This is a genomic window from Bacillus cereus group sp. Bc061 (assembly GCF_027715825.1).
GTDB lineage: Bacteria > Bacillota > Bacilli > Bacillales > Bacillaceae_G > Bacillus_A > Bacillus_A paranthracis.
Genome location: NZ_JAQFTZ010000001.1, coordinates 1,622,782 through 1,644,382 on the forward strand (window position 1 = coordinate 1,622,782; position 21,601 = coordinate 1,644,382).

Here is a 21,601-nt window from a genome sequence, read left to right on the forward strand (position 1 = left end):
AAACGAGAACTGAGTGAATATAAGACAATATATATGATTAAAGATTACTTTCTTCTTTTCCAAGTGATACTGTTTTATTAAAGTCTATCCCGAGTTGTAACTAGTTCAATGCGACTGTAAATTCTGAGTTCGGTGCGCCAGCAAATACAACGGTTCCGTTCTCTGGTAGTTTTACTTTGTTATTGTCACTAACAACAGTAAAATTGACGCATACTCCATTCTCATCATACACCGCGAATGAACTTCCTGATGGCAACTCCACAGTCATCGTTTTCCCTGCTACCTCTTGCGGAATCGTAAACCATTTCGCATGCCCATTTTTTTGCAGCGTAACTTTCGATAATTGACCTGTATCAAGGGATTTTACGTTAGATTCACTGACGTATAAAAAGCTGGCCATCTCCATATATTCAGTACCATCCTCTGTATAGAAATGAGCTTCCTTTGTATCCCGCCCATTCATCACAGGAATTTGAATTTGATGTGTCGCCGTATTCGGACCTGTAATTTTTTTGCCGTCCCAATACCCATCCTTAATCGTAATTTTTGTGTTAAGAGGCATTAGTTGTCCTAGATAGTTCATAGAATTAAATTTTTCGTTAACGAGGTAGAACTTGCCACCCTCACGCTTCGCCCATGTAGCAGCTGTTTTCTTCGGTAACACATTGTTTTCTAATTTCTGGGCTAAATAGTGAGTCAGCACACTTTGCCCCAATCCCGGTGATAATTCATATGTGCTCTCTCTCAAATAAACTTTTCCATTCTTCTCAGTGACAAAGTTAAGCTTGGAAGTACCCTTCTCATTTATAAAGCTTCCATCCGCCGTATATACATATTTTTCTTCCGGTTTAGTTGGTAAAAACAGTTCTCCCTTCTTCGTAATTTCTATTTTGAAATTGCTGTAGCTATTTCCATAAAATCCTGCTTTTTTTACCACGTCTTGGGGCACTTTAGCCTTGACTGGCTTGCCAAAGGATTTGTCTGGTTTTATATCCTTAATTGTCCCTTTCTCTTTAAGCCTAGCTAGCAGTAATTTGTTTGCCAACAGTTGATTTGTCATGCTGCTGCCGCCGGAGGACAATACAGCTGCTGCCATCTTTTGTTCTGGAAGCACGACCAATGTAGCATGTTGCAGTATCGTATCCCCACCCTTAGTCAACGCTTTTATCCCATATTCACTAAATGGGTATAGTTTCACACTATCCCAGCCAAGACCATAGTTGACCACATTTTCGCTATCTCCCGGCCACATTCCTTTTTTATACTCTTCTTGTTCCATCGCCTTGACTGCTTTATTAGAGAGAATTTCTTTTCCCTGTCCCATAAATATTTGTGAGAATCGCACCACATCTTCTGCAGTAGAAGAGATTCCTCCCGTACCAATCACATTTACCATTTCACTAGGAAGCTGTCCCTGGTATTTCGGAGAATACAGTCCAGCCCGCTTTTCGTCTTCCCATTTGTCTTGCGATGTTATCGTATGATTCAGTTTTAATGGCTCTGTAAACTTTTGATGTAGAAATTCAGTAAAATTCATACCGCTGATTCTTTCTACCAAGATCTCAGCCAGCGTAAAACCGTCATTACAATACACTGAGAACGCGCCAGGATCTGCCTTCAAGTTTTGGTTGGACAATTGTTGCAACAAGATATCATGGGCATAAGTATCATTATCTTTAAATAAAAATGAATTATTGAACGTCGAACCTTGCAAACCCGAGGAGTGATTCAACAGCATACGCGGTGTAATATGCTTATATCGTTTATCTTTCATTTTGAAATCAGGAATATAGCGGGCAACAGGAGCATCCAAATCAACTTTTCCTTCGTCTACTAGTTTCATAACAGCCGCAGCCGTATATACCTTACTGGTTGAACCAATTCCGTATAGAGTATCTTTAGTTAGTGGTTCTTTCCCTTCTATGTCGTTCTTACCTGTCTGCCCCGACAAAATAAGTTTACCATTATCAATCAGCGCATACTGTACGCTAGTCGTCTCATAGGACTTCGTGAGCAGTGCAGCATTCTCTGCAGCAATCTTCTCCAAATCTTTGCTAGCAACTTCTTGGTTAGATACAACCGGAGTCTTACTGCTAGAAGACGCTATCGCTCCTGTTGGTAGGCTCATCGTTAGAGCTAAGGTAGCGGCTAACACTCCAGATAATTTATTTTCCATAAGAAAAATTCCTCCTTAGATAAATGATCGGTTTCATCTTTTATTTGCTCAATTACAAACATCACATAAACTACTATTCTGGCTTTATCTCTACTGTCGTAACAAACGGTAAAACCTCTCTTTTTCACATGTATGTTAGTACCATAAATAATTTTTTTATTTAGAATGTGCCTATTACTAGTTTGGTTTTCGTATAAATAAACCCTATTTATCCTCCCTCTTTTGTGCTTCTCTATATTTGTATCCTACATAATAAAAATTTCTTTTTTCTTATGCATTTCTTACAATTTCCTTACGTTCAAATCACTTCTGTAATTAGATAGGTTTTATTTTAAAATCTTCAGGATAATAAATGCTTATATAATCGCACGTTATGCATCATTGATTACTGATAATGCTGCTTTATGTAAATCATACAGACAGATGGAAGTATATAGCTCTTCTTTTATGGTACACTTCAATAAAAGGGGGACAAATTTTGAAAAAGTGGATTAAAATCACATCAAGCTTAGTTATTGCTATAGCAGTTGGTATTTTTACTGGTTACAAAGTCGGTACATATGCAGGTTCAGACGTTAAGGAAAAGCAGACTGAAAGAATTAAAGGGGAAGATGTAATACTTGACCTCAATTCTGATCGTCATATAATCAATGCAATGCACAAAATGACTCATCAAAAAGTCTTATCTCACGAAAAACAAGGATTTATTAAAATGACTCCAGAAAACATCGAAACAGTACGTCGAGTAATTGATGAAAGTGATAGTGGAACCTTACAACATAAAGAACAGTACCTCAAGATTTTGGTTCGTTGGTATGAAGGCGATTTCTCTCAATCGGTTGAGGAGCATAATTTATTATGGGAATGGGACAATAACAGCACTGGTAAAGCATACGAATTAGCGACACCGGAACAAGAAGAAGCATACATTCTAGAACAAGCGAAGTCTGAAAAACAATAACAAAAACGGACCTGTTATCAGGTCTTTTCTCACATTTTCTCTGTTATAACCCTTTAAAAACAGCTTAATTCATCCAACCTTCGTTATCTCTAGTTACTAATCAACAGATATGTTCACATTTTTGTAACATGTATAGACAGGTATATATGTTACAATCAACTTAGCAAATTACAAATAAATTTGCATTTCCTGTGCCCCTTACCTCCCAGTAAGGGGCGTACCCTTTTATAAATAATTATTTTAATATAACTTTTTCCACGTCACTTTCACAAATGCAAGAACTCTCATATATTAGACTTCATACATCCTTTTCCAAGGAACAATATACCGATACAAAAATCCCTATTTATATAGGGATTTTTTTGTACGAGTCCCCTCACCATCAATTTAAAAATAAAAAAGGAAGGGGATTATCCCCCTCCTTTTACGCTTGCTCCGACTTTCAAAATTATTTCGTATACCCACGATTCAGTTCCGTTAACTTTTCATTGATGTTAAAAATTCTTACTCTAATATCTTTAACACCAGCTGCTTCAAGTCTGTTCTTGTGCATTTCAGCGTATTTTTCAGCATCTTGTTTTTCTTCAAATACATAGATACCTCCAGCTTCTTTTGTTTCTTCATTCTCTGTCCATATTTTCCAGTGGAATCCTTCTTCTTCGTTAATACTTTTTGCTAAATCCCAAAATCCTTTTTCCATTTCTTCACCAAAAGGACCTTCAAACGGAAAATCAACTTGTAATAAATATGCCATCTTTACTCACTCCTATTTTTAATATAAAATTCTTACCATTTCTTTTACTAATTATAATTTTTTTGATTCTAACGATGATACTGTTTACATTCGTATTGCTATTATTCCACCACTAATTTGAAAATCATACTATTTATAAAATACCCACAAAACGGTAGCAATTTGAACGCAAACAGTTTTAAGTTATGTTTAAAAAATATGATACAAACTTATCCCTAAACTAAGAACAAACAAAACAAGCGCAGGTATTGCTTTCTTAAAGGGATCTCTCGCTAGTACAATTAGAGTTAATGCAGCTGCCAGCATCGTACCGCCTAACAACAATCCTGCTAATAAAGCTACTGTTGGAATCCAAATTCCTATTAACATTCCAATCGCTCCTACGATCTCAAAAGCTCCAGTTAAGAAATTAAAAAACGAAGGTAAACCAAATCGCTTAAACTCATCTGCCATTTTCCCAGATATAATTTTCGTACCTGTCATTAAAAAGAACAGAAATAATACAACTTTTACTACATTGATTAATATTAAAATAGCAATCACATCTTTCTTATTTATTTGATACATTTACATGCTATAGCATATACAATACAAAATTTTGACTGGTACTAGGAAAAAACGTGATCCTGAATCGAATCTCATACAAAATAAAGATATCTCCAACATTCCTTAAAACAAAATTATATGCTATAGCATATATAATACATAAAATAAAGTTTGTTCCTTATGAATAGCATCAATAAGGAACAAGTATTAATAGCGTGTATCATACAATTTGTTTAATAATGATTGTAATACTTTAATTTCTTCCTCGCTCAAATTACTCGTAACGAAATGGTGAGCGTCTGTCACTACAGGCAAAATTGTTTTCTTTAACTCGTCGCCTTTTTCAGTTAAAAACAGGTTGTGTGAACGCCGATCTTGCTCATTCAAATCCTTCTTTACAATCCCTTTTCTCTCCATTGACTGTATCATTCTTACGACAGTAGTTTGATCTTTATCAATCGCTTCTGCTAACTCTTTTTGAGTAGTGGCTCTTTGGCTACAAAGAACACTAATAATCCCCCACTGCTCTGGCGTAACTCCAAAAGGCTTTAATTTCTTCGTAAAATAATTCGTCATTTTCACATCAGTACGATGAACAAGATAGCCTATTAAATCATGTAAGTTCATATATCACCTCTATAAATTAATATATAAAAGAGTATAGCATACCAGTCAATTATTCACAGTGAATGTATTCATTTTATTAATTATATGCTATGGCATATATATTATAGTAGGTCATTTTAATTGTCAAATGAATTACCTATTATTTTTTTATGTCAAAACCACCTCTATATATTATAGAAGAAATGAATAATTTGATATATTCCTCTGACGATTTCTCCCTTGTCGTTTTGTAATGCTCTAATAACATTTGATAAAATATGAAACTTACAGACAACCCAAACACCTCTAAGGATATCTTACCCAGTTCTTATTGCCACAAGATAAGAAACATATAATTAATTAATCACCTACATTAGCAACTAAAACATCAAGAAAAGACATTCCAAATATGGAACGCCTTCTTTTTATAAAATCATTCACTTAAATCTATTTTCAAAATATACTATTCAACACGCTTAAATCTTCTATTTAACATAATCACTCATTTATCTAAAGAATTTGATTACGTGCATAACACCCTTCTAACGTTTCCTGCAAAAATCAGTGAATCATCAATGTCTTTGATATTAACGTAAATTAAATTCAAATCATCACATAACCACTCATGGTGTATAGACGAAACAATTATTCCTTGTTTAAGAATTGTAGCAATAAATCCATTGACTTCTTTTTGTAAGAGCGCTACCCGTCCTAGACATAATGCCCTTCCAGTGTTATTATCTCTTGATTTGAATAAGGAGGAATTTGTTATTCTAAAACGTTTTCCTAAGATAGTTGCCTTTATTTTATGCTGATTTATTGTTGCCACGCATTTTCCACCAACGAATCCTTCTTGGCCACTGATAATTCTGGCAAGCTGTTGAGAAATTGGTTCCTCATTAAACACCATACCTTCAATCATCCCCCTTTTACTGTAAGGTTATGAATGAATACATACATTTGAAACAGCAATAAATCTTTTCAGTTACAAAAAGAAAATAACAATCTAATGAAACCTGTTAACTCAATTATATTAATGGAGTTTAATGGTGGTTTGTCTTTTAGCGAACTAGAATCATAATTTGATTTGGTCCTGTGCGTTTCATAACACGATATCCTTTAGTTGATGTTGTAGCAATTCCCTCATCATTGGACTTACAATAACCATCTACTTGACAGGTACCATCATCTCGAACCAGAAGTTTACCAACAAGACCAACTGGAACCCATTCAGGTCTTTGTAGACGTGGGATATACTCTTGTGAAGAGTCCCACTCAGGATTTAATATAGGTTCACTTTTTGTAAAGGAAGGGTGAATCACTCTTCCTTTGTCATCTTTTATTTCTGGCACAACAACTTCATGATATTGAGTTCTTCCCCATTCGTCTGTTACGAAAAGATTATGCCAACGTAAATCACTTGCATCTGCAATCATTGCTGGATTCGCACTTACTACTCCTAGGATATAATTATCATTTGCGTTTGCTTTTCGTATTTTGTCCCCGTCTAAAGTTACAAAGTATCCGACATCGATTGGATTTTTATCAACCGTCTCAAACATTTCTGCATAATCCGCAGCAGCAGAAAAGAATACAGTACCGTCGAGATAAAGATTTCCTGTTAGCCCTTCAATTACAGCGGAATTTAAGGATGGTCCAACAGCAAGACCATTTGCTAAATGCCAAGAAAATGGGAATCTGGTGACTCCATTTTGCCCCATAATATGAGAACCTGTATGAATTGAATTTACTACGGTATTTAGCCCTTCTGCATGGGAGTAATTTGCATTTGCTATTGTGTTTGCTCCCTCTGCATGGGAAGCAAATCCAAGCGCTGTTGTGTCTGCTCCCTCTGCATGGGAAGCAATTCCAAGTGCTGTTGTAAGGGATCCCTCTGCATGGGAGGCAGTTCCAACTGCTGTTGTGACTGAACCTTCAGCGTGGGAGGCAATCCCATTTGCTTTGGTATTTTCTCCTTCCGCATGAGAGTAATCCGCATCCGCTATTGAGGACACTCCTTCTGCATGGGAAGCGGTCCCATTTGCACTTGTGTTTTCTCCTTCCGCATGAGAGGCATTCCCACTTGCTGTTGTGAGAGTCCCTTCCGCATGAGAGGCATCCCCACTTGCTGTTGTGAGAGTCCCTTCCGCATGAGAGGCATCCCCACTTGCTACTACATCTGTCCCCTCCGCATGAGAGCTTCTTCCACTTGCTCTTGTGTTTTCTCCTTCCGCATGAGAGGCAATTCCACCTGCTATTGAGGATACTCCCTCCGCATGAGAGGCAAATTCAAATGCTATTGTGAAGTTTCCTTCCGCATGAGAGTCATCTCCACTTGCTACTGTGTTCTCCCCTTCCGCATGAGAGGCAAATCCCTCTGCTAATGTGGCTATCCCTTCTGCTACAGAACATCCGTTATTCGGATCAGTTCTAATACAGATTGTTGCGGTTGGGCCGGTGCTTCCTGTTGGCCCAGTGCTTCCTGTTGGCCCAGTGCTTCCTGTTGGGCCGCTGTCTCCCGTGGATCCGGTGTTTCCTGTTGGGCCAGTGTTTCCTGTTGAGCCGGTGCTTCCTGTTGGCCCAGTGTTTCCTGTTGGCCCAGTACTTCCTGTCGGTCCAGTGTTTCCTGTTGGCCCAGTGTTTCCTGTTGGCCCAGTACTTCCTGTTGGCCCAGTACTTCCTGTCGGTCCAGTGTTTCCTGTTGGGCCAGTGCTTCCTGTTGAGCCGGTGCTTCCTGTTGGCCCAGTGTTTCCTGTTGGCCCAGTACTTCCTGTTGGCCCAGTGTTTCCTGTTGGCCCAGTACTTCCTGTTGGCCCAGTGTTTCCTGTTGAGCCGGTGCTTCCTGTTGGCCCAGTGGTTCCCGTTGGAAATGTTATAGAAGGGATAGGTGGTAATGTAGGACCAATCAAATTTGGATCTAATGCAGCTGCACTCAAAAAATCATCTGATATAAGACCTTCCCATTTTTTCTTATTTAACATGATTCACCTCCAAAAAAACTTTTATCATAACTAATAGATGCACCGAATCAACAAAATAAAATCAATAAAAAAACATTCCATCATTTTTATGAAAAATAAGATATTTAAATACTTAAATATTATATTCATATAAGATTAATGTAATATTTCATTATCAGTAGCTAGGAAAAAGGAGGAACGATACTTTCACAAGGGAACCTCCTTTTTTATTCTATGAATCTATTCATTTTTTATACATTCCTAATCTAACGTAGTTTTATGATTCTCGTTTGTAACTGGATTATCCGAAAAACTGTATAAAATCTTGCATGTTCCTAGCATATATTTTTTCGGAATGCTAACGGTATTCCATGCCCATTAACTTAAGAAAAGTACACACCCCAAAAATAAAAAATGAGCTCATTTCTCAAAATAACTAACTATAGAGAAATAAAATTTCCATTTAGGAAGTACTGTAAAACCTTAACTTGATAGCAATGTGGCGATACCCCTATATACTAAAAGGGGCAGTAGAATCAAAATACACGTTAAGATAAGCGGGTGATTCAGTGACGTCCACCGTGATTCAAATCTGACTCTGAGTTCATCTCATACGTTATAGAAAGTATACCTAATTTAATAAATTCCCCAGCGATTTAACAATGTGCTAAAAACTGTTCAACCAGTGCGCAAAGGTTTATATTTTAAATGACGTGTTTAACACCGTACTCATCAAACTAAGATTATATAGCTTTAGTTTCATATGAGATTTTTTCTTTTCCTACAGTATCCGTCCAGCTTATTAAAAATAATAAAATCCCGTATTGAATAAAAACACGGGATTGTTATAAATGAGTTATTCACTTATTCGAAAGAAGTTCATTCGTTACATATTACTTATTTAATTAAGAAACATTCATATACCAGCCCAAACATCTTTTCCATATCGCCCTTCATCTTGCACACGATCCAACCAATTCCTTGCTTCTTGTTCACTAACTTCATGAATTTCTTGATAGGCTTGACAAAGGGTATCTTCTACGTCTGGAGCCATTTTACTTCCATCACCACATATATAAAGATGAGCTCCATTATCTAATAGCGAAATTAAATGGATTCTATCTTCTTTTATTATATGCTGTACATATGTTTTAGGATGTCCTTCTAAGCGAGAGAAAGCTGTGTGTAAAGAGATTAATCCATCTCTTTCATCATTTTCTAGTTCTGTACGATAGAGATAATCCTTTTCAGGATGACGACAACCAAAGTATAGATGTGCTTCTCCTACCTTCATACCTTTTTGCTTTTGAACACGACGCGCTTGTAAGAATCCACGGAATGGTGCAATTCCAGTACCTGGTCCAACCATGATAATTGGTGTTTCTGGATTTTCAGGTAATTGAAAGTTTGATTGTGGCGTTCGAATGAAACAGATAATCTCATCTTTATTATGACGCTGAGCTAAATAATTAGAAGCGACTCCTTCATATGTCCCTTCCCCGCTCCATGCAGGCGCATTTACAACACCGACCGTAATGCTCAGACGATCCTGTGCAACGAGTGGAGAGCTTGAAATTGAATAGTAACGCGGTTTGAGCGCCGGAAGAAGTTCTAAAAAGCGTTCAAATCGGATTTCACAAGCCTCATACTTTTCAAGAAGATCTAACATTGAAATACGTTTCTTTAATATTTGTTCTTGATAAACTCCCTCTTCCAATAATGATTCCAATTCCTTTTTATGAGGAGGGCATACTGTGAATGTCACCATTTCTCGTATTTGTGCTCGAGTGGCTGCTTCTTGCACTTCGACACTATAACTAAGAAGGTCATATAAACGAACAGGACTGTCTAAAGGTATGTGATTTACACTGCGCCCACTTGCGCTTAATATGACTTGATCCTTCCCGTTTAATCCAAAGCGTTTTAAAATTCGGTTGACATTTTTCTCACTATTAATTGGTAGTACCCCAAGGTGGTCTCCTTCTTTATATGTAGCCCCTTCTGGCAAGGATATTTCAATATGTCGCGTGCTTCTTTCACTGCTAGATGATTGAAGTTCACGATTTTCTAATATAGATGCATAAACTGCTTCATATGTTCGCGCAAGAGGAGATCCTCCAAGACGGCTGACAAATTGTAGGCTCAAAGTACTGCGTTCTTTCTCCATGTTTTTGTTAAGTTCCAATCCAAATGCCTTCATCGCATCAGACCACATACTTTGTTTCCATTGCTCGAGCTGTTCCTCGAAATCACCACTTGCATCTGCTTCTCCGCGTTTAGAAAATCTTGTTGCCCCTTTTTGAGCCATTTGCTCATCAATGTATCTTGGAATTCGCTGATAAGTACTAGCCCAATTATGATCTCCACAACCAAAAACTGCGTATTGAACACCTTTTAGCTCATCTGGTTTTAATTCCTCCAACCATTGCACAAACTGTCCTGCATTACTTGGCGGTTTTCCATTATAAGAAGAAGTTACAATAAGAACCGCTCCTTCTTTCGGCAAACTTCCAATTCGATCGTTAAGAGCTGCCACTTCCGTTTGAACACCTTCTAAACTAGCTGTATCCGCTAGTTCTCTTGCAATGCCCTCTGCTACCCCTGTATCCGAGCCATACAGAACAAGAAGTGAAAGATTATCGGCTCCAATAATGGAAGGAGTCTTCTGAACTTGCTGCTTGGTTTCATGGTTTTTCAGTTTCTCCTCTGTAGGCGCAAGAACAGTAGTATGGCTAATAGTTTCATTTCGAGGTACAATCCTAATCTTAAAATCACCAGGCTTTAGCGTTAATGTTTGTTTTACGTCCAGCTGATAGTCTTCATAATCGATGAATTCAAAATGTTGAAGAAGCATTCCCATTACGAGTGTCGCTTCATGAAGTGCAAACTGCATACCGATACATGCTCTCTGGCCATTTCCAAATGGTTTATAAGCATGATGAGGAACCTTATCCAGCTCTTCAAATCGTTCAGGTTGGAATTCTTCCACATTGTCTCCCCACGCATCTTTATCCCTATGTAGCTGTGGAATAAGAACAGAGATACGATCTTCGCCTTTCTTAATTGGGTATTTTCCACCAATCACTGTATCTTCTTTTGCATAGAGACTGAATGCTGGAGCAGTCGGCCATAGACGTAGTGATTCATTTAAAATCATCCGTATATACTTAAGCTTCATAACTTGTTGGTATGTTGGAGTGGGATCTGTCAAAACACGGTCTACTTCTTCATAAGCTTTTTTCAATTTATCCGGATTCTTTAATAAAAAATAGATTGCAAAAGATAACAATCCACTTGTTGTTTCATGCCCAGCTATTAAAAAAGTGATAATTTGAAAACGAATATTTTCATCATCTAATTTTTCACCCGTTTCCGGATCCTGCACATGTAACATACGGGAAAGTAAATCATTTTCTTCCTGATTCCCACTACTTTTACGTTCAGCAATAATATTATCTACTAAAGAAAACATAGATTGAATATCATGCTGAAATTGACGTTTCGTTCTCCACATGAGTTTATCTTCTATATCCAGTCTCTGCAATTGGTGCATCGCCTCATCTAGAGCACGGGTCATGCTAGTGATAAAAGGATGAGAGGTCTCACGATAAAAGCTATTGAATCGGTAATTAAAACCACATAGACCAATTGTATCTAATGTAAGGCGAGTCATATCCCCTGGAACATCTACATTTTCATTCGGATTCAGTCTTGCCCATTTTTGAACGAGTTGCACGGCAATATCGACCATCATAGCATGATAATCTTTCATTGCCCGTTGGCTGAATGTAGGCATCAAAATATTATGAGCTTTTTTCCAGTTAGGCTCGTCAGTCTCGCTTGTAAATAATCCGTCTCCAGCAAAGGCACGAACCTTTGCTAAAGCACCCTCTATACTTTTATCAAATCTTGTTTCATCACAAACTTCCGCTACCAGTTCATGTCCAGAAACGACAATGATGGTATCACTCAAAGTTTGAATTTGAAAAATAGGACCATACTCTTCTGCCAGCTTAATAAACGATAGAGTCGGTTTATCTTTATCGATTAATGGGAGATTCCCTAGCGGTCCATATGTTTTCGGCTGAGGAATGGCAGATACTTTTTTATCCATTACAAACACCCTTTCAAAAAATACTAAAATATCCCATTCAATAAAAAGAAGATAGCAATGAATCGCATGGGACAAAAGATATGTAATTGATTACCTTATTTTATCTTTTCCCTAACTATTCACGATTATGATATTACTTATAAGGTTGGTAATCTAAACCGTCTATTGACATTAGATTTATACCTTGCAGAAAAAATAATATATTACAATGAGGCATATTATTATAATGTTTATTAGAAATTGAGAGCTAAAGGTTGTAGTATTAGGAAAACCAGTAGTTTCTCATGTCAATTCAAACAAATACGATAAGCAAGTATACTCTGTTGCTAATGAAAAAGGATTTGATATGAATATCAAATCCTTTTTCATTCTGTGTAATTATTTCACTTTTTCTTTCATCTCTTTTCCCCTTTTAGTAGAAATCATCATCTCGAGTTTTATTTCGCTCTATCGATTTAACCTCTCGACAGCTTCCGCGCTTGTATCTACACGTTTAACGAAAAAAACTAATAGTAGCGCAACAACATTCATGCCCAGCGCTACATAGAATGAATGCTGAATTCCGGATAACAAAGCCTTCTGCGTTACCATTGCCTTCGTAGCTTCTGTGAAGGTTGTTGGATCTACATGAGCGATTAAACTTTCAGCTTTTGTTTTTGTTACAGAATTCATAATCGTAACAAGAATAGCAGTACCAATCGAACCGGACACTTGTTGAGCTGTATTATTAACAGCTGTACCGTGCGGATTTAAGCGAGTTGGCAATTGATTAAGGCCATTTGTCATAAGTGGCATCATCACCATCGCCATCCCAAACATCCGCAATGTGTAAATAAGGATAATATGTGTGTGACTAGAATCGATTTGCAGATTTGCCAACATATAAGTTGAAACAGCTGTAATGGAAAGTCCTACTATACCAAGAAGCCGAGGGCCATACTTATCAAATAGTTTACCTGTAATGGGTGACATAACTCCCATTATTACCGCACCTGGAAGCATCATCAGCCCAGAGCTCAGCGGCGAAATACCACGGACATTTTGTACATAAGCTGGTGTTAAAATCATCCCCGAAAACATAGCCACCGCATTAACAATTGCAATTACAGACGCAAGTGCAAACATTGGGTACTTGTAAACACGTAAATCCAACAACGGTTCATTCATTTTTAATTGACGGATAATGAAAGCAATTAGGGCAATAGCGCCTATGATTAAGGTTGTTAAGACAACTTTATTCGTCCACCCATCTGAGCTTGCAGAACTAAACCCATATAACAGACCGCCAAAGCCGACAGAAGATAATAGTAATGAGAGATAATCAAGTTTTGCATTTTTGTTTTGTCTCATGACATTCTCAGATTTCCAAATCCCTAACAGTAAGCTAATGATTGCTAGCGGTAAAATCATTTCAAAAAGCAAACGCCAGTCATAATACTCTACAATATAACCTGATAGTGTCGGTCCAATTGCTGGAGCTGTAATCATAACTAACCCAAAAATCCCCATTGCTGTTCCCCTTTTTTCTCTCGGAAAGCTTACTAGCATAATATTCATTAACAAAGGTCCCATCACTGAAGAACCTGCTGCTTGAACCATCCGACCAGTAAGTAATAAACCGAAGTTCGGTGCTACAGCCGCTAAAGCCGTACCAAGAGTAAAAATCACCATAGATGTAATAAATAAGCTCCTATTGGAGAAGCGTGTTATTAAAAATGCTGATGCCGGAATTAATATACCACTTACAAGCATATACCCTGTAGAAAGCCACTGGATCGTTGAATAATCTTTAATATCTAAATCCTTCATTATTGATGGCAAGGCCACATTCAAAAGCGAATTATTTAGAAATGAAACAAATGCCCCAATAAAAAGGATTACAAGCATTACATATGGTGGTTTTCTTTTATGTAACGTTTCACTCATAGATTGATTTACCCCTTCATTATCAATTCCATTGATTAATTTAACTCGTTTGCATATTTGCACGAGAATTTATTACCCTTGCAGTATTTTGCCAAACTCTTCGAATGGATATTCTCTTTTTAGCAATTCTACTTACCCAGCTTAAAATTTTGAATGAATATGTAAACACGTTTGTTAACCGAAATTACATTAGGCTAAAATAAACAAAAAGAGCTAATGAAAATACCCTTCTAAAATAAAGCGAAACTTTAATCCATGTTTTTTTACTGACAGCCCACACACCCATTCCTTTAAATACAGGCTTGGAAATCTAGTTATGTAACCATCCATAAAAAGAAATATTACATAGGCTAAGTCTAACATTACATTTTTAAAGTAAGGGGAATAAGCTTATGCACCAATATTGGTATGTGAATTCAAAGGAAAACGAGGAACAATATAATAACCAAAATTCAATGTCATCATTATATTCACAGCCCCAAATAAATAAAGCTGACGAAATGAGTGGTTTGAAGATTTGTGAGGATTGGAGTTGTCGCTTCTATCCAATTGGTTCGGATTCACCAGCCAATTATATGACTTTCACTCCCGATCCTCCTCCCTTCTCTTTTGGTCAGCCAATCTATTATGCAGGGATGATGCCACAAGGACATCCTGCTAATTGGACCCCATTACCAAGCCATGCAGGTTTTAATTATCAAAAACCTCCCATCCCCTGGGCTCAACCATTCAACCATACAGGGATGTTCGCACAAGGTCATCTTGCCGCCTTACTCTCACCGCCAGCTAAAGCTTTTAAATTCAGTAACAATAACTGGGGTATTTTCGGAAACTCTCCAGGATGGGGCGGACAGATAAGTCCCATGGGATGGGGGAATAACGGAGGTTACGGTCAGCCAGGAATGCTTGGAAACTTACTTACAGTAGGAAAAGGCACTATGAATGGAATTGGAATGCTTAGTAGTCTAATGGGTATGGGGAAGTTCTTTTTTTAGTGGATTAGAACGAGAGGATAGGTCCATAGCCCAGACTTAAAAACCAGTTCCTTTTCTCCATTGATTTCATCTTCTTAAACATGCTTCTAATACTCCCTCCAAGTTCGTTTCCTCGTCTTTCAAATTATAAAAACATCTATTTTGTATCTGATAAATCAATAGAGGTGTAGTAGCACCAACAAAATGCAAAACCCGGTTCCTTTACGAAAGAACCGGGTTTTTTAATTTTAATTTATTTGAAAAGTAGTCAAATCTTTTTTTCATTATTTAACACTTTGAACACGGCCAATTTGTCCATCTTGTAAGCGAACTTTAATGCCGTATGTATGTGTTTCACTATGTGTCAAAATATCTTTCACAACGCCACTTACAGTTTTACTATAGTCATTATCCAATTGAATAACTACATGTGAACCAACTGAAATTTGTGATCTTGTTGGTTTCCCACCTGTTGCTTGTGTCGGTTTTTCTTGTTTTTGTGTTCTCTCCTGTTGTGTAGATTGCTGTTGCTGAGCCTTCTTCTCTTCTTGCTTGCGTTTTTCTTCAGCGACTCTTTGTTGCTCTTCTTGCTTACGTTTTTCTTCTTCTACTCTTTGCTGCTCTTCTTGTTTACGTTTCTCTTCTTCTGCTTTTTGTTGCTCTTCTTGTTTACGTTTTTCTTCTTCTGCTTTTTGTTGCTCTTCTTGTTTACGTTTTTCTTCTTCTGCTTTTTGTTGCTCTTCTTGTTTACGTTTTTCTTCTTCTACTTTTTGTTGCTCTTCTTGTTTACGTTTTTCTTCTTCTGCTTTTTGTTGCTCTTCTTGTTTACGTTTTTCTTCTTCTACTTTTTTGTCTTCATCCACTTTTTGCTCATCTGGCGCGCCCTTTAACTTTTCTTCATTACCTTTACAAGCACTTAAAGCAATTACACATAAACTCATAAGTGCAAATAATAACAATTTCTTTGACATTTAAAAATCCTCCTATATACACATTACAAATCAATAACTTTCATAGCATAACAAAAATACAATCCTTTCTTTGTCAAAATTTGTCGTATATATTTATTTTCTACTAAACACTGATACTACAATAAAAATGGAGATTATTATGTCGATTCTTGCAAAAAATACGTTCGTCTGCTAGTCAAGTAAACCTAATTCATAAAAATCTTCATCTTATGTATGAAAGAACTTGAAGTAAAAAATGGAAAGAGGCTGTCTCAAGCATTTAGTGAAACCATTGAAAAAGCATTAATAATCCGAGATATTTTAATTAGCATAATCTATTACTTACGAATAATAGGAAAGGATCTTCCATCGAAAGATCCTTTCCTATTGCTCATCTAACTTAATAAATAGGTTAATTGCATAACGCTCTTCTAACTTTCCTTGCGAAGCTTAGTGGATCATCAACGTCTTCAATATTAACGTAAATCAACATACCTTCGCCGTGGATTAATTATTAACCCATAAGCTTGCCATAAATGCTGTTGGTTTGTAATAAAGTTTGATCAAAAGCATGCTACAAAAATTGATTTTTCAATATAAAAAAAACCAAATATTCCGAAAGAAAACTCGATCAAAATGCTTGGTTTTTTTGTTGCTAGTGAATCATTTTTCATAAAAAAGTTTAATCATTTTTCTACCTGTGTTTGCTCAACAATCACGCCCAATTGCGATATTATTAAATTGCTATCCTTTTTTCCTTTTCGGCCAAATAAAATTGCTTATGGCAATCAAAAGATCGATACCCAACACAAGTGTCCATACTTTTAGAAAGCCAGCCAACACTTCTGTTCGCGAAGAATCGTTAATTAGATAGATTAAGACAAATAAAATTCCGGCACCTATTAGAAAAGCAAGCACATGTTGTCCCCAGCTTTTAAAGTAGTGTTTTGCATAATCCATGCCAAATCTTTTAACTGGTTTCGCTCCTTGTTTCATCACATAATATTGAAAGCGTATATCAGCCCACTCAATCATACTCCTACCGAATGCGATTGAGATTCCAATATAAACAGCAGCTATTGCATGCACTTGGGTAGCAGTCGCACCACGATACAAGTCCACACCCGTAACAACTAATAAAATTAAATCAATAACAGGTGTTAAAGCTAGGAAAAACAATCCTAATTTATTTTTCTTAAGGATATATCGTGTGAGCAGACCTAAAGTTATAACAACCCAAAACCCTATTTCACAAGCAACGATCAACCACGCAATTACATTCACCCCAACACCCCCTTGTACAACGCAATTACTCGCTTTTCCTTAACAGTACCACAATATGGCCCTTTAGTGGAGTAACTTTATTGCATAGGATGGTTAATTATTTTGCGTAGTTTTAGTACTTTCAGGGAATTCATAAGATGTAGAGATTGAGCCACTTAAATGAATGGCAGAAGGATAATTTTATTATTTATATTACAATACCTTAAGAGCTATGGAACAAATTCTTCAACTAAGCAGCTAATAGAAGCCTGGAGATTTTCCACAATCAGTAGCTCGTCGCTATCAAACTAAAATTTCATTTTAGGGAAGAATGTATTTCTTTACATGATAGCAATGGGATTTCTCCAGTATTTCGAACAAAAACCACACTAAGCACATTTTCATACAAAAAAGCCAATTTTTGTCCTACTAAGGATAAACCGGCTCATTGTAATTGATTTTGAAGGACTCGTTATATAAACTCGTCATTTTCATCAAAAAACATGGCTCTAGCTAATACATTTTTATTCGATTTTTGGTTAATAGAGACATGTGATTTAAATTATCCTTTGTTATATAGACCAGTCATTTGCCACATTTCTTTTTACATATATTTTTTTAAAAGAAGGTTTCCATTCTGAGAAATCCTCATAAACAAACGTTATGTTGTTACATATTTCCTCTGCAACTTCATACATATGTTTTATATCATTAGCCATAAATAATATAGCCCCTTTGCGTTGCGTGCTATCTATAATAGTTGGTATGGTATCGCCCTCTTTTACTACTAGATCAATTAATACGACCTCGGATATGTTAGTTAGCCCTTTATACTTGATTTCTTTTAAGCAACCTGGTTTTGGAATCAAGCTTAAAGACATAGCATGACATTTTGAAGGTACACATCTAAATTCATCTATAGTCTCAGTATTTAGCGCATCATAATAGTATCCAAATTGAGATATGCCAGTTGTTAGTTCCACCATCTTCCAGATGTTGCCCCCACCTATTCTAACTTGAGACTCTATAATTATTGGCTTATTTTGTTTGTCTAACTTTATTTCTGTATGAGTAATGCCATTTTCCATTTGCATGTCGTTCAAAAACATCATTACTTTCTCCATAATTAATTGTTTTTGAGATTCATCTATAGGTGCCGGCATAATCGTATAGTTTATTAGAAATGTATCTTCTTTACATACTTCAGCTGATATAGCAAGTATAGAATGTTTTTTGTTATAAGAAACGGTTTCAACCGTATAAACTATATCACCTGCAATATACTCTTCCACTAAAACAGGTAGTTGAATACCATTTTCTTCAATAAATACCCCTACGTCATCTCCCGAGTCTAGCTTACATACTCCTTTACCCCCTGCCCCAATCGGCGGCTTTATTATAACACTATCTTTTTTATTCAAAAATTCATTAATGTCTTCAGTATTATTACAAACTGTCGAATCTATCGAAAAGTCTTTACCTGCTAGAATTTCACGCATCATGTCTTTATTACGAGTTATCATATTAGCATTGTAAGAAGGTCCTTTAACATTAAAAATCTTTGCAATTATACAAGCCGTATCTAATGCTGTTTCGTTGAAAGATACAACCACATCAAAAGGTTTCTCTTTAAATAATTCTTCAGCATAGTATATAGATAAGGGTATGTTTGTTGTATCTATTTCTTTTTTATAGAAACATTTTTCTAAGATAAATCCATCAAAATATATGTGTCTAGCGTAAGATCCTATATAGGAAACAGTGTACCCACTGTCTAATGCATCTTGTATAGGCTTTGTCCATCCCCCTATAAATAAAATATGTGGTTTATTTTCTATGTCAGTTCCTTTTAATACCTTATGCATCAATATCAGCTCCCCTAAAATGAACTCGTATATTCAATGTCAGTTCCTTTTAATATGCCTCGTCTTAACAACGCCACTAAACACAATGTTGTTCCAAATCCCCCTATAAATAATGTAATTTGAAGCCCGAATATAGAAATTAAAAGTGCACTAGCAAAACTTCCCAATGCCCAAGCTCCCCAATTAAGCGTGCGCTGTACAGCATTTACTCGGCCCAGCATGTGATTTGGTGAGGCAAGTTGTCGTATAGTTGCGGCGTAAGGGCCAAATACACCTTCTCCCATACCATGTATAATACTTGCGGCTACTATACCGTAAATTGTTCCCATATATCCCATTATCGGTATAAAAGCCAAACCGGTAACTGATACAGTAGCGCTATAAATAAGCATTTTTGTATTATTAATTTGTTGACTTTTTTTCATGAGAACCGTATTACCTATTAAAAATCCGACCGCTGCTGAACCTACAACAAACCCTATTTCAATTTCAGATAGACCCATTACCTTATAAAGGAATATTACTAAAATACTATTTAGTATGTATTTAAAAAAACCGTAAACAGCACCACATGTCACAATTGGCTCTAATACAGGGTGTTTTTTGAAATATATCAGACCTTCATATATGTTTTGGTATATGGATTTTATATTTACGTCTTTTAAAGAACCCTCTGTATGCGGTTTAAACTTTGAAATAAATAATACAAACATAAAACAAACAAAATACGTTACTGCGTCAACAGTGAATGAACCTGTTAATCCAACTAGAGTAATGACGATTCCAGCTAGCATAGGACCAATTACTATAGAAAGAGACTCTGAAAGTGCTAGTTGAGCATTTCCTTTTTTTAAGTTGTCTTTATCTGTTACTATTTCCGGTAAGAAAGAAGGAATAGCGATGTTGTAAAATGTGGTGAATATTCCATTTAAAAACATGACAACTACCAATAAGGGGAACGTTATAATATTTGTTACAGTCAGTATGAATACTGATAAAAACAATACTCCTTGACATATACTACAAATTAGCAAAATATTTTTCCTATGAAAAATGTCTATTAAAGCACCGGCTACTAACCCAAAAATTAGATAAGGGACGAATATAACCCCACGAAGTATAGCAGCATTTGCTTCACTTGTTTGTAACACCTCTAATGCAAAAAGCGGCAAAGCTACTATTGTAAACTGAGTACCTAATAAACTTATAGACTGTCCTAACCAAAGCTTGTGAAAATTAAAATGATTGCTACCTTTCATAATATCCCCCCGTCAAATCCAGCTTTATAAATTATCAAGTTTGCGATATAAGTCAAAGCAGGCGAAACCTACCTTTCAACTAATGTCTGTACCACATAAAAATTCGAAACCTAATATAAAAACGATTTTAGTTTCAAATGATGACTAGATGTTTAAAAATCTTCTAGCTAATGAAAAGCTCATCTTCCGAAAGATACTTCCACATTCGTTTATAAACCAAATGGTATACTGATGGAATTCACTTGTAAGAATCTGATTGTGAATTAGTTTGTTTCGAATTCATTTTCCAATCGTATGTCACTTTGAATCACCTCCAGCATCAGTATAACCTTGAAGGCACGCTATTGTACGCATTTTGGAATGTAATAGCAAGATAACGAAGCTACGATGACGAAATGAATGGATTTAACCTTGTCATTGGAGGACATATTCACATGACAATTGATTAAAATAGATCATTCACTATAAAATAAATTTTTAGATAAACCAAAATAACATGCAAAAAAACCCTTCAAAATTTGAAGAGGTTTTTTAATATATAGAAATTAGCTTAAAGCAAAGATAACAACTCTTGAAGGGGGCATTTTTTTTTATTCATGTTTATTGAGGAGCCTTTGTTTGAAGCAACTTTAACCCCATCCCAATAAAAATCAGTCCTGTTACTTTATTTAGAATCATTCCTACCTTTTGATTTCCTCTTAATTTTTTGGTGACATAGGAAGAGGAATAAGCAACAAATAAACACCACAATAGTCCAGTTACTGTAAAAGTAATTCCTAAAATGATAAAAGGTATAGGACCTGAAGCCTTTGTATCTATAAACTGCGGCAGAAACGCAATAAAGAATAAAGAGACTTTTGGATTCGTAAGACTTGTTAAGAGTCCTTGTAAATATATCTTTCTTTTGATTTACAACCGATAAAACTGATGGGGTGTACCATTCGTATCACGGAGCCAAAACTTACTATTGAATAAATAAAACCCCAGAAATCCAAAAGTCTCTGGGGCTTCCTTATATATTTAGCTCTTTTTGCTTTTTGTTTTGTTTATGTTTATACAGTAATTTTCGACTTATGAGAGAAATCAGTAATAAGATCAATATTAGTACGAAAAGTTGCATAAATGACAAATCAAAATATTTAGCACCTGTAACGATTAACAGTGTAGAAATTGTGCCTTTTACAATGAAAAAAATAATAACCCATAATCCGCCTTTTTTCCAATTCATTTTATATTATCCTTTCCTA

15 protein-coding genes and 2 pseudogenes are annotated in these 21,601 nt (G+C 36.1%); 2 read left to right on the forward strand and 15 right to left on the reverse strand.

Annotated elements, in window-relative coordinates:
• Positions 1-100 precede the first annotated feature (100 nt).
• Positions 101-2,176: a serine hydrolase domain-containing protein gene (locus tag PDQ40_RS08470; protein WP_270691361.1), complete on the reverse strand. Its 2,076-nt coding sequence runs from the start codon at positions 2,174-2,176 to the stop codon at positions 101-103.
• 478 nt (positions 2,177-2,654) lie between these two features.
• Between PDQ40_RS08470 and PDQ40_RS08475 the strand changes: the two genes are divergently transcribed.
• Positions 2,655-3,137 (forward strand): PRK06770 family protein, encoded by a 483-nt coding sequence (locus tag PDQ40_RS08475; RefSeq protein ID WP_270691362.1) that lies wholly within the window; start codon positions 2,655-2,657, stop codon positions 3,135-3,137.
• Positions 3,138-3,585: 448 nt separating this feature from the next.
• Here PDQ40_RS08475 and PDQ40_RS08480 read toward each other — a convergent pair whose 3' ends face one another.
• From PDQ40_RS08480 to PDQ40_RS08510, 7 genes are all read right to left on the reverse strand, one after another.
• Positions 3,586-3,891, reverse strand: coding sequence for a monooxygenase (locus PDQ40_RS08480; RefSeq protein ID WP_000323755.1), 306 nt, complete (start codon positions 3,889-3,891; stop codon positions 3,586-3,588).
• Positions 3,892-4,080: 189 nt separating this feature from the next.
• Positions 4,081-4,458 (reverse strand): DoxX family protein, encoded by a 378-nt coding sequence (locus tag PDQ40_RS08485; RefSeq protein WP_000284352.1) that lies wholly within the window; start codon positions 4,456-4,458, stop codon positions 4,081-4,083.
• A 186-nt stretch (positions 4,459-4,644) separates the two neighbouring features.
• Entirely contained in the window at positions 4,645-5,064 is a 420-nt protein-coding gene (locus tag PDQ40_RS08490) for a MarR family winged helix-turn-helix transcriptional regulator (RefSeq protein WP_001048555.1), read from the reverse strand.
• 502 nt (positions 5,065-5,566) lie between these two features.
• The gene (locus PDQ40_RS08495) at positions 5,567-5,965 is read right to left on the reverse strand and encodes a DUF1259 domain-containing protein (RefSeq protein WP_270691363.1); all 399 of its coding nucleotides are present in this window, start codon (positions 5,963-5,965) and stop codon (positions 5,567-5,569) included.
• Positions 5,966-6,104: 139 nt separating this feature from the next.
• Positions 6,105-8,024, reverse strand: coding sequence for a peptidase G2 autoproteolytic cleavage domain-containing protein (locus PDQ40_RS08500; protein WP_270691364.1), 1,920 nt, complete (start codon positions 8,022-8,024; stop codon positions 6,105-6,107).
• Positions 8,025-8,919: 895 nt separating this feature from the next.
• Positions 8,920-12,117 (reverse strand): bifunctional P-450/NADPH--P450 reductase, encoded by a 3,198-nt coding sequence (gene cypD, locus PDQ40_RS08505; RefSeq protein ID WP_270691365.1) that lies wholly within the window; start codon positions 12,115-12,117, stop codon positions 8,920-8,922.
• A 447-nt stretch (positions 12,118-12,564) separates the two neighbouring features.
• Positions 12,565-14,043, reverse strand: a complete 1,479-nt coding sequence (locus PDQ40_RS08510; protein ID WP_270691366.1) for a DHA2 family efflux MFS transporter permease subunit — start codon at positions 14,041-14,043, stop codon at positions 12,565-12,567.
• Positions 14,044-14,435: 392 nt separating this feature from the next.
• Between PDQ40_RS08510 and PDQ40_RS08515 the strand changes: the two genes are divergently transcribed.
• The gene (locus PDQ40_RS08515) at positions 14,436-15,038 is read left to right on the forward strand and encodes a hypothetical protein (protein ID WP_270691367.1); all 603 of its coding nucleotides are present in this window, start codon (positions 14,436-14,438) and stop codon (positions 15,036-15,038) included.
• Between the two features lie 263 nt (positions 15,039-15,301).
• Here the strand turns inward: PDQ40_RS08515 and PDQ40_RS08520 are convergent, their stop codons facing one another.
• From PDQ40_RS08520 to PDQ40_RS08550, 7 genes and pseudogenes are all read right to left on the reverse strand, one after another.
• Positions 15,302-15,988: a YwbE family protein gene (locus tag PDQ40_RS08520; RefSeq protein WP_270691368.1), complete on the reverse strand. Its 687-nt coding sequence runs from the start codon at positions 15,986-15,988 to the stop codon at positions 15,302-15,304.
• A 391-nt stretch (positions 15,989-16,379) separates the two neighbouring features.
• Positions 16,380-16,457 (reverse strand): annotated as a pseudogene (locus tag PDQ40_RS08525) (DUF1259 domain-containing protein); the annotation flags it as partial.
• Between the two features lie 254 nt (positions 16,458-16,711).
• A complete protein-coding gene (locus tag PDQ40_RS08530) occupies positions 16,712-17,251 on the reverse strand; it encodes a hypothetical protein (protein ID WP_001100682.1) in 540 nt (179 codons plus the stop codon).
• Between the two features lie 551 nt (positions 17,252-17,802).
• Positions 17,803-19,095 (reverse strand): ATP-grasp domain-containing protein, encoded by a 1,293-nt coding sequence (locus tag PDQ40_RS08535; RefSeq protein ID WP_000549726.1) that lies wholly within the window; start codon positions 19,093-19,095, stop codon positions 17,803-17,805.
• Positions 19,096-19,109: 14 nt separating this feature from the next.
• The gene (locus PDQ40_RS08540) at positions 19,110-20,354 is read right to left on the reverse strand and encodes an MFS transporter (RefSeq protein ID WP_000678801.1); all 1,245 of its coding nucleotides are present in this window, start codon (positions 20,352-20,354) and stop codon (positions 19,110-19,112) included.
• Between the two features lie 600 nt (positions 20,355-20,954).
• Positions 20,955-21,257: pseudogene (locus PDQ40_RS08545) on the reverse strand (LysE family translocator); the annotation flags it as partial.
• 109 nt (positions 21,258-21,366) lie between these two features.
• On the reverse strand, positions 21,367-21,582 hold the full coding sequence (locus PDQ40_RS08550; protein WP_214328199.1) for a hypothetical protein: 216 nt from the start codon (positions 21,580-21,582) through the stop codon (positions 21,367-21,369).
• Between the last annotated feature and the right edge of the window lie 19 nt (positions 21,583-21,601).

Excerpts from the sequence above, each read along its gene's own strand:
- PDQ40_RS08470 (WP_270691361.1), bottom strand. The coding sequence starts at position 2,176 with ATGGAAAATAAATTATCTGGAGTGTTAGCCGCTACCTTAGCTCTAACG.
- PDQ40_RS08480 (WP_000323755.1), bottom strand. The coding sequence starts at position 3,891 with ATGGCATATTTATTACAAGTTGATTTTCCGTTTGAAGGTCCTTTTGGT.
- PDQ40_RS08485 (WP_000284352.1), bottom strand. The coding sequence starts at position 4,458 with ATGTATCAAATAAATAAGAAAGATGTGATTGCTATTTTAATATTAATC.
- PDQ40_RS08490 (WP_001048555.1), bottom strand. The coding sequence starts at position 5,064 with ATGAACTTACATGATTTAATAGGCTATCTTGTTCATCGTACTGATGTG.
- PDQ40_RS08495 (WP_270691363.1), bottom strand. The coding sequence starts at position 5,965 with ATGATTGAAGGTATGGTGTTTAATGAGGAACCAATTTCTCAACAGCTT.
- PDQ40_RS08500 (WP_270691364.1), bottom strand. The coding sequence starts at position 8,024 with ATGTTAAATAAGAAAAAATGGGAAGGTCTTATATCAGATGATTTTTTG.
- cypD (WP_270691365.1), bottom strand. The coding sequence starts at position 12,117 with ATGGATAAAAAAGTATCTGCCATTCCTCAGCCGAAAACATATGGACCG.
- PDQ40_RS08510 (WP_270691366.1), bottom strand. The coding sequence starts at position 14,043 with ATGAGTGAAACGTTACATAAAAGAAAACCACCATATGTAATGCTTGTA.
- PDQ40_RS08515 (WP_270691367.1), top strand. The coding sequence starts at position 14,436 with ATGCACCAATATTGGTATGTGAATTCAAAGGAAAACGAGGAACAATAT.
- PDQ40_RS08520 (WP_270691368.1), bottom strand. The coding sequence starts at position 15,988 with ATGTCAAAGAAATTGTTATTATTTGCACTTATGAGTTTATGTGTAATT.
- PDQ40_RS08535 (WP_000549726.1), bottom strand. The coding sequence starts at position 19,095 with ATGCATAAGGTATTAAAAGGAACTGACATAGAAAATAAACCACATATT.
- PDQ40_RS08540 (WP_000678801.1), bottom strand. The coding sequence starts at position 20,354 with ATGAAAGGTAGCAATCATTTTAATTTTCACAAGCTTTGGTTAGGACAG.
- PDQ40_RS08550 (WP_214328199.1), bottom strand. The coding sequence starts at position 21,582 with ATGAATTGGAAAAAAGGCGGATTATGGGTTATTATTTTTTTCATTGTA.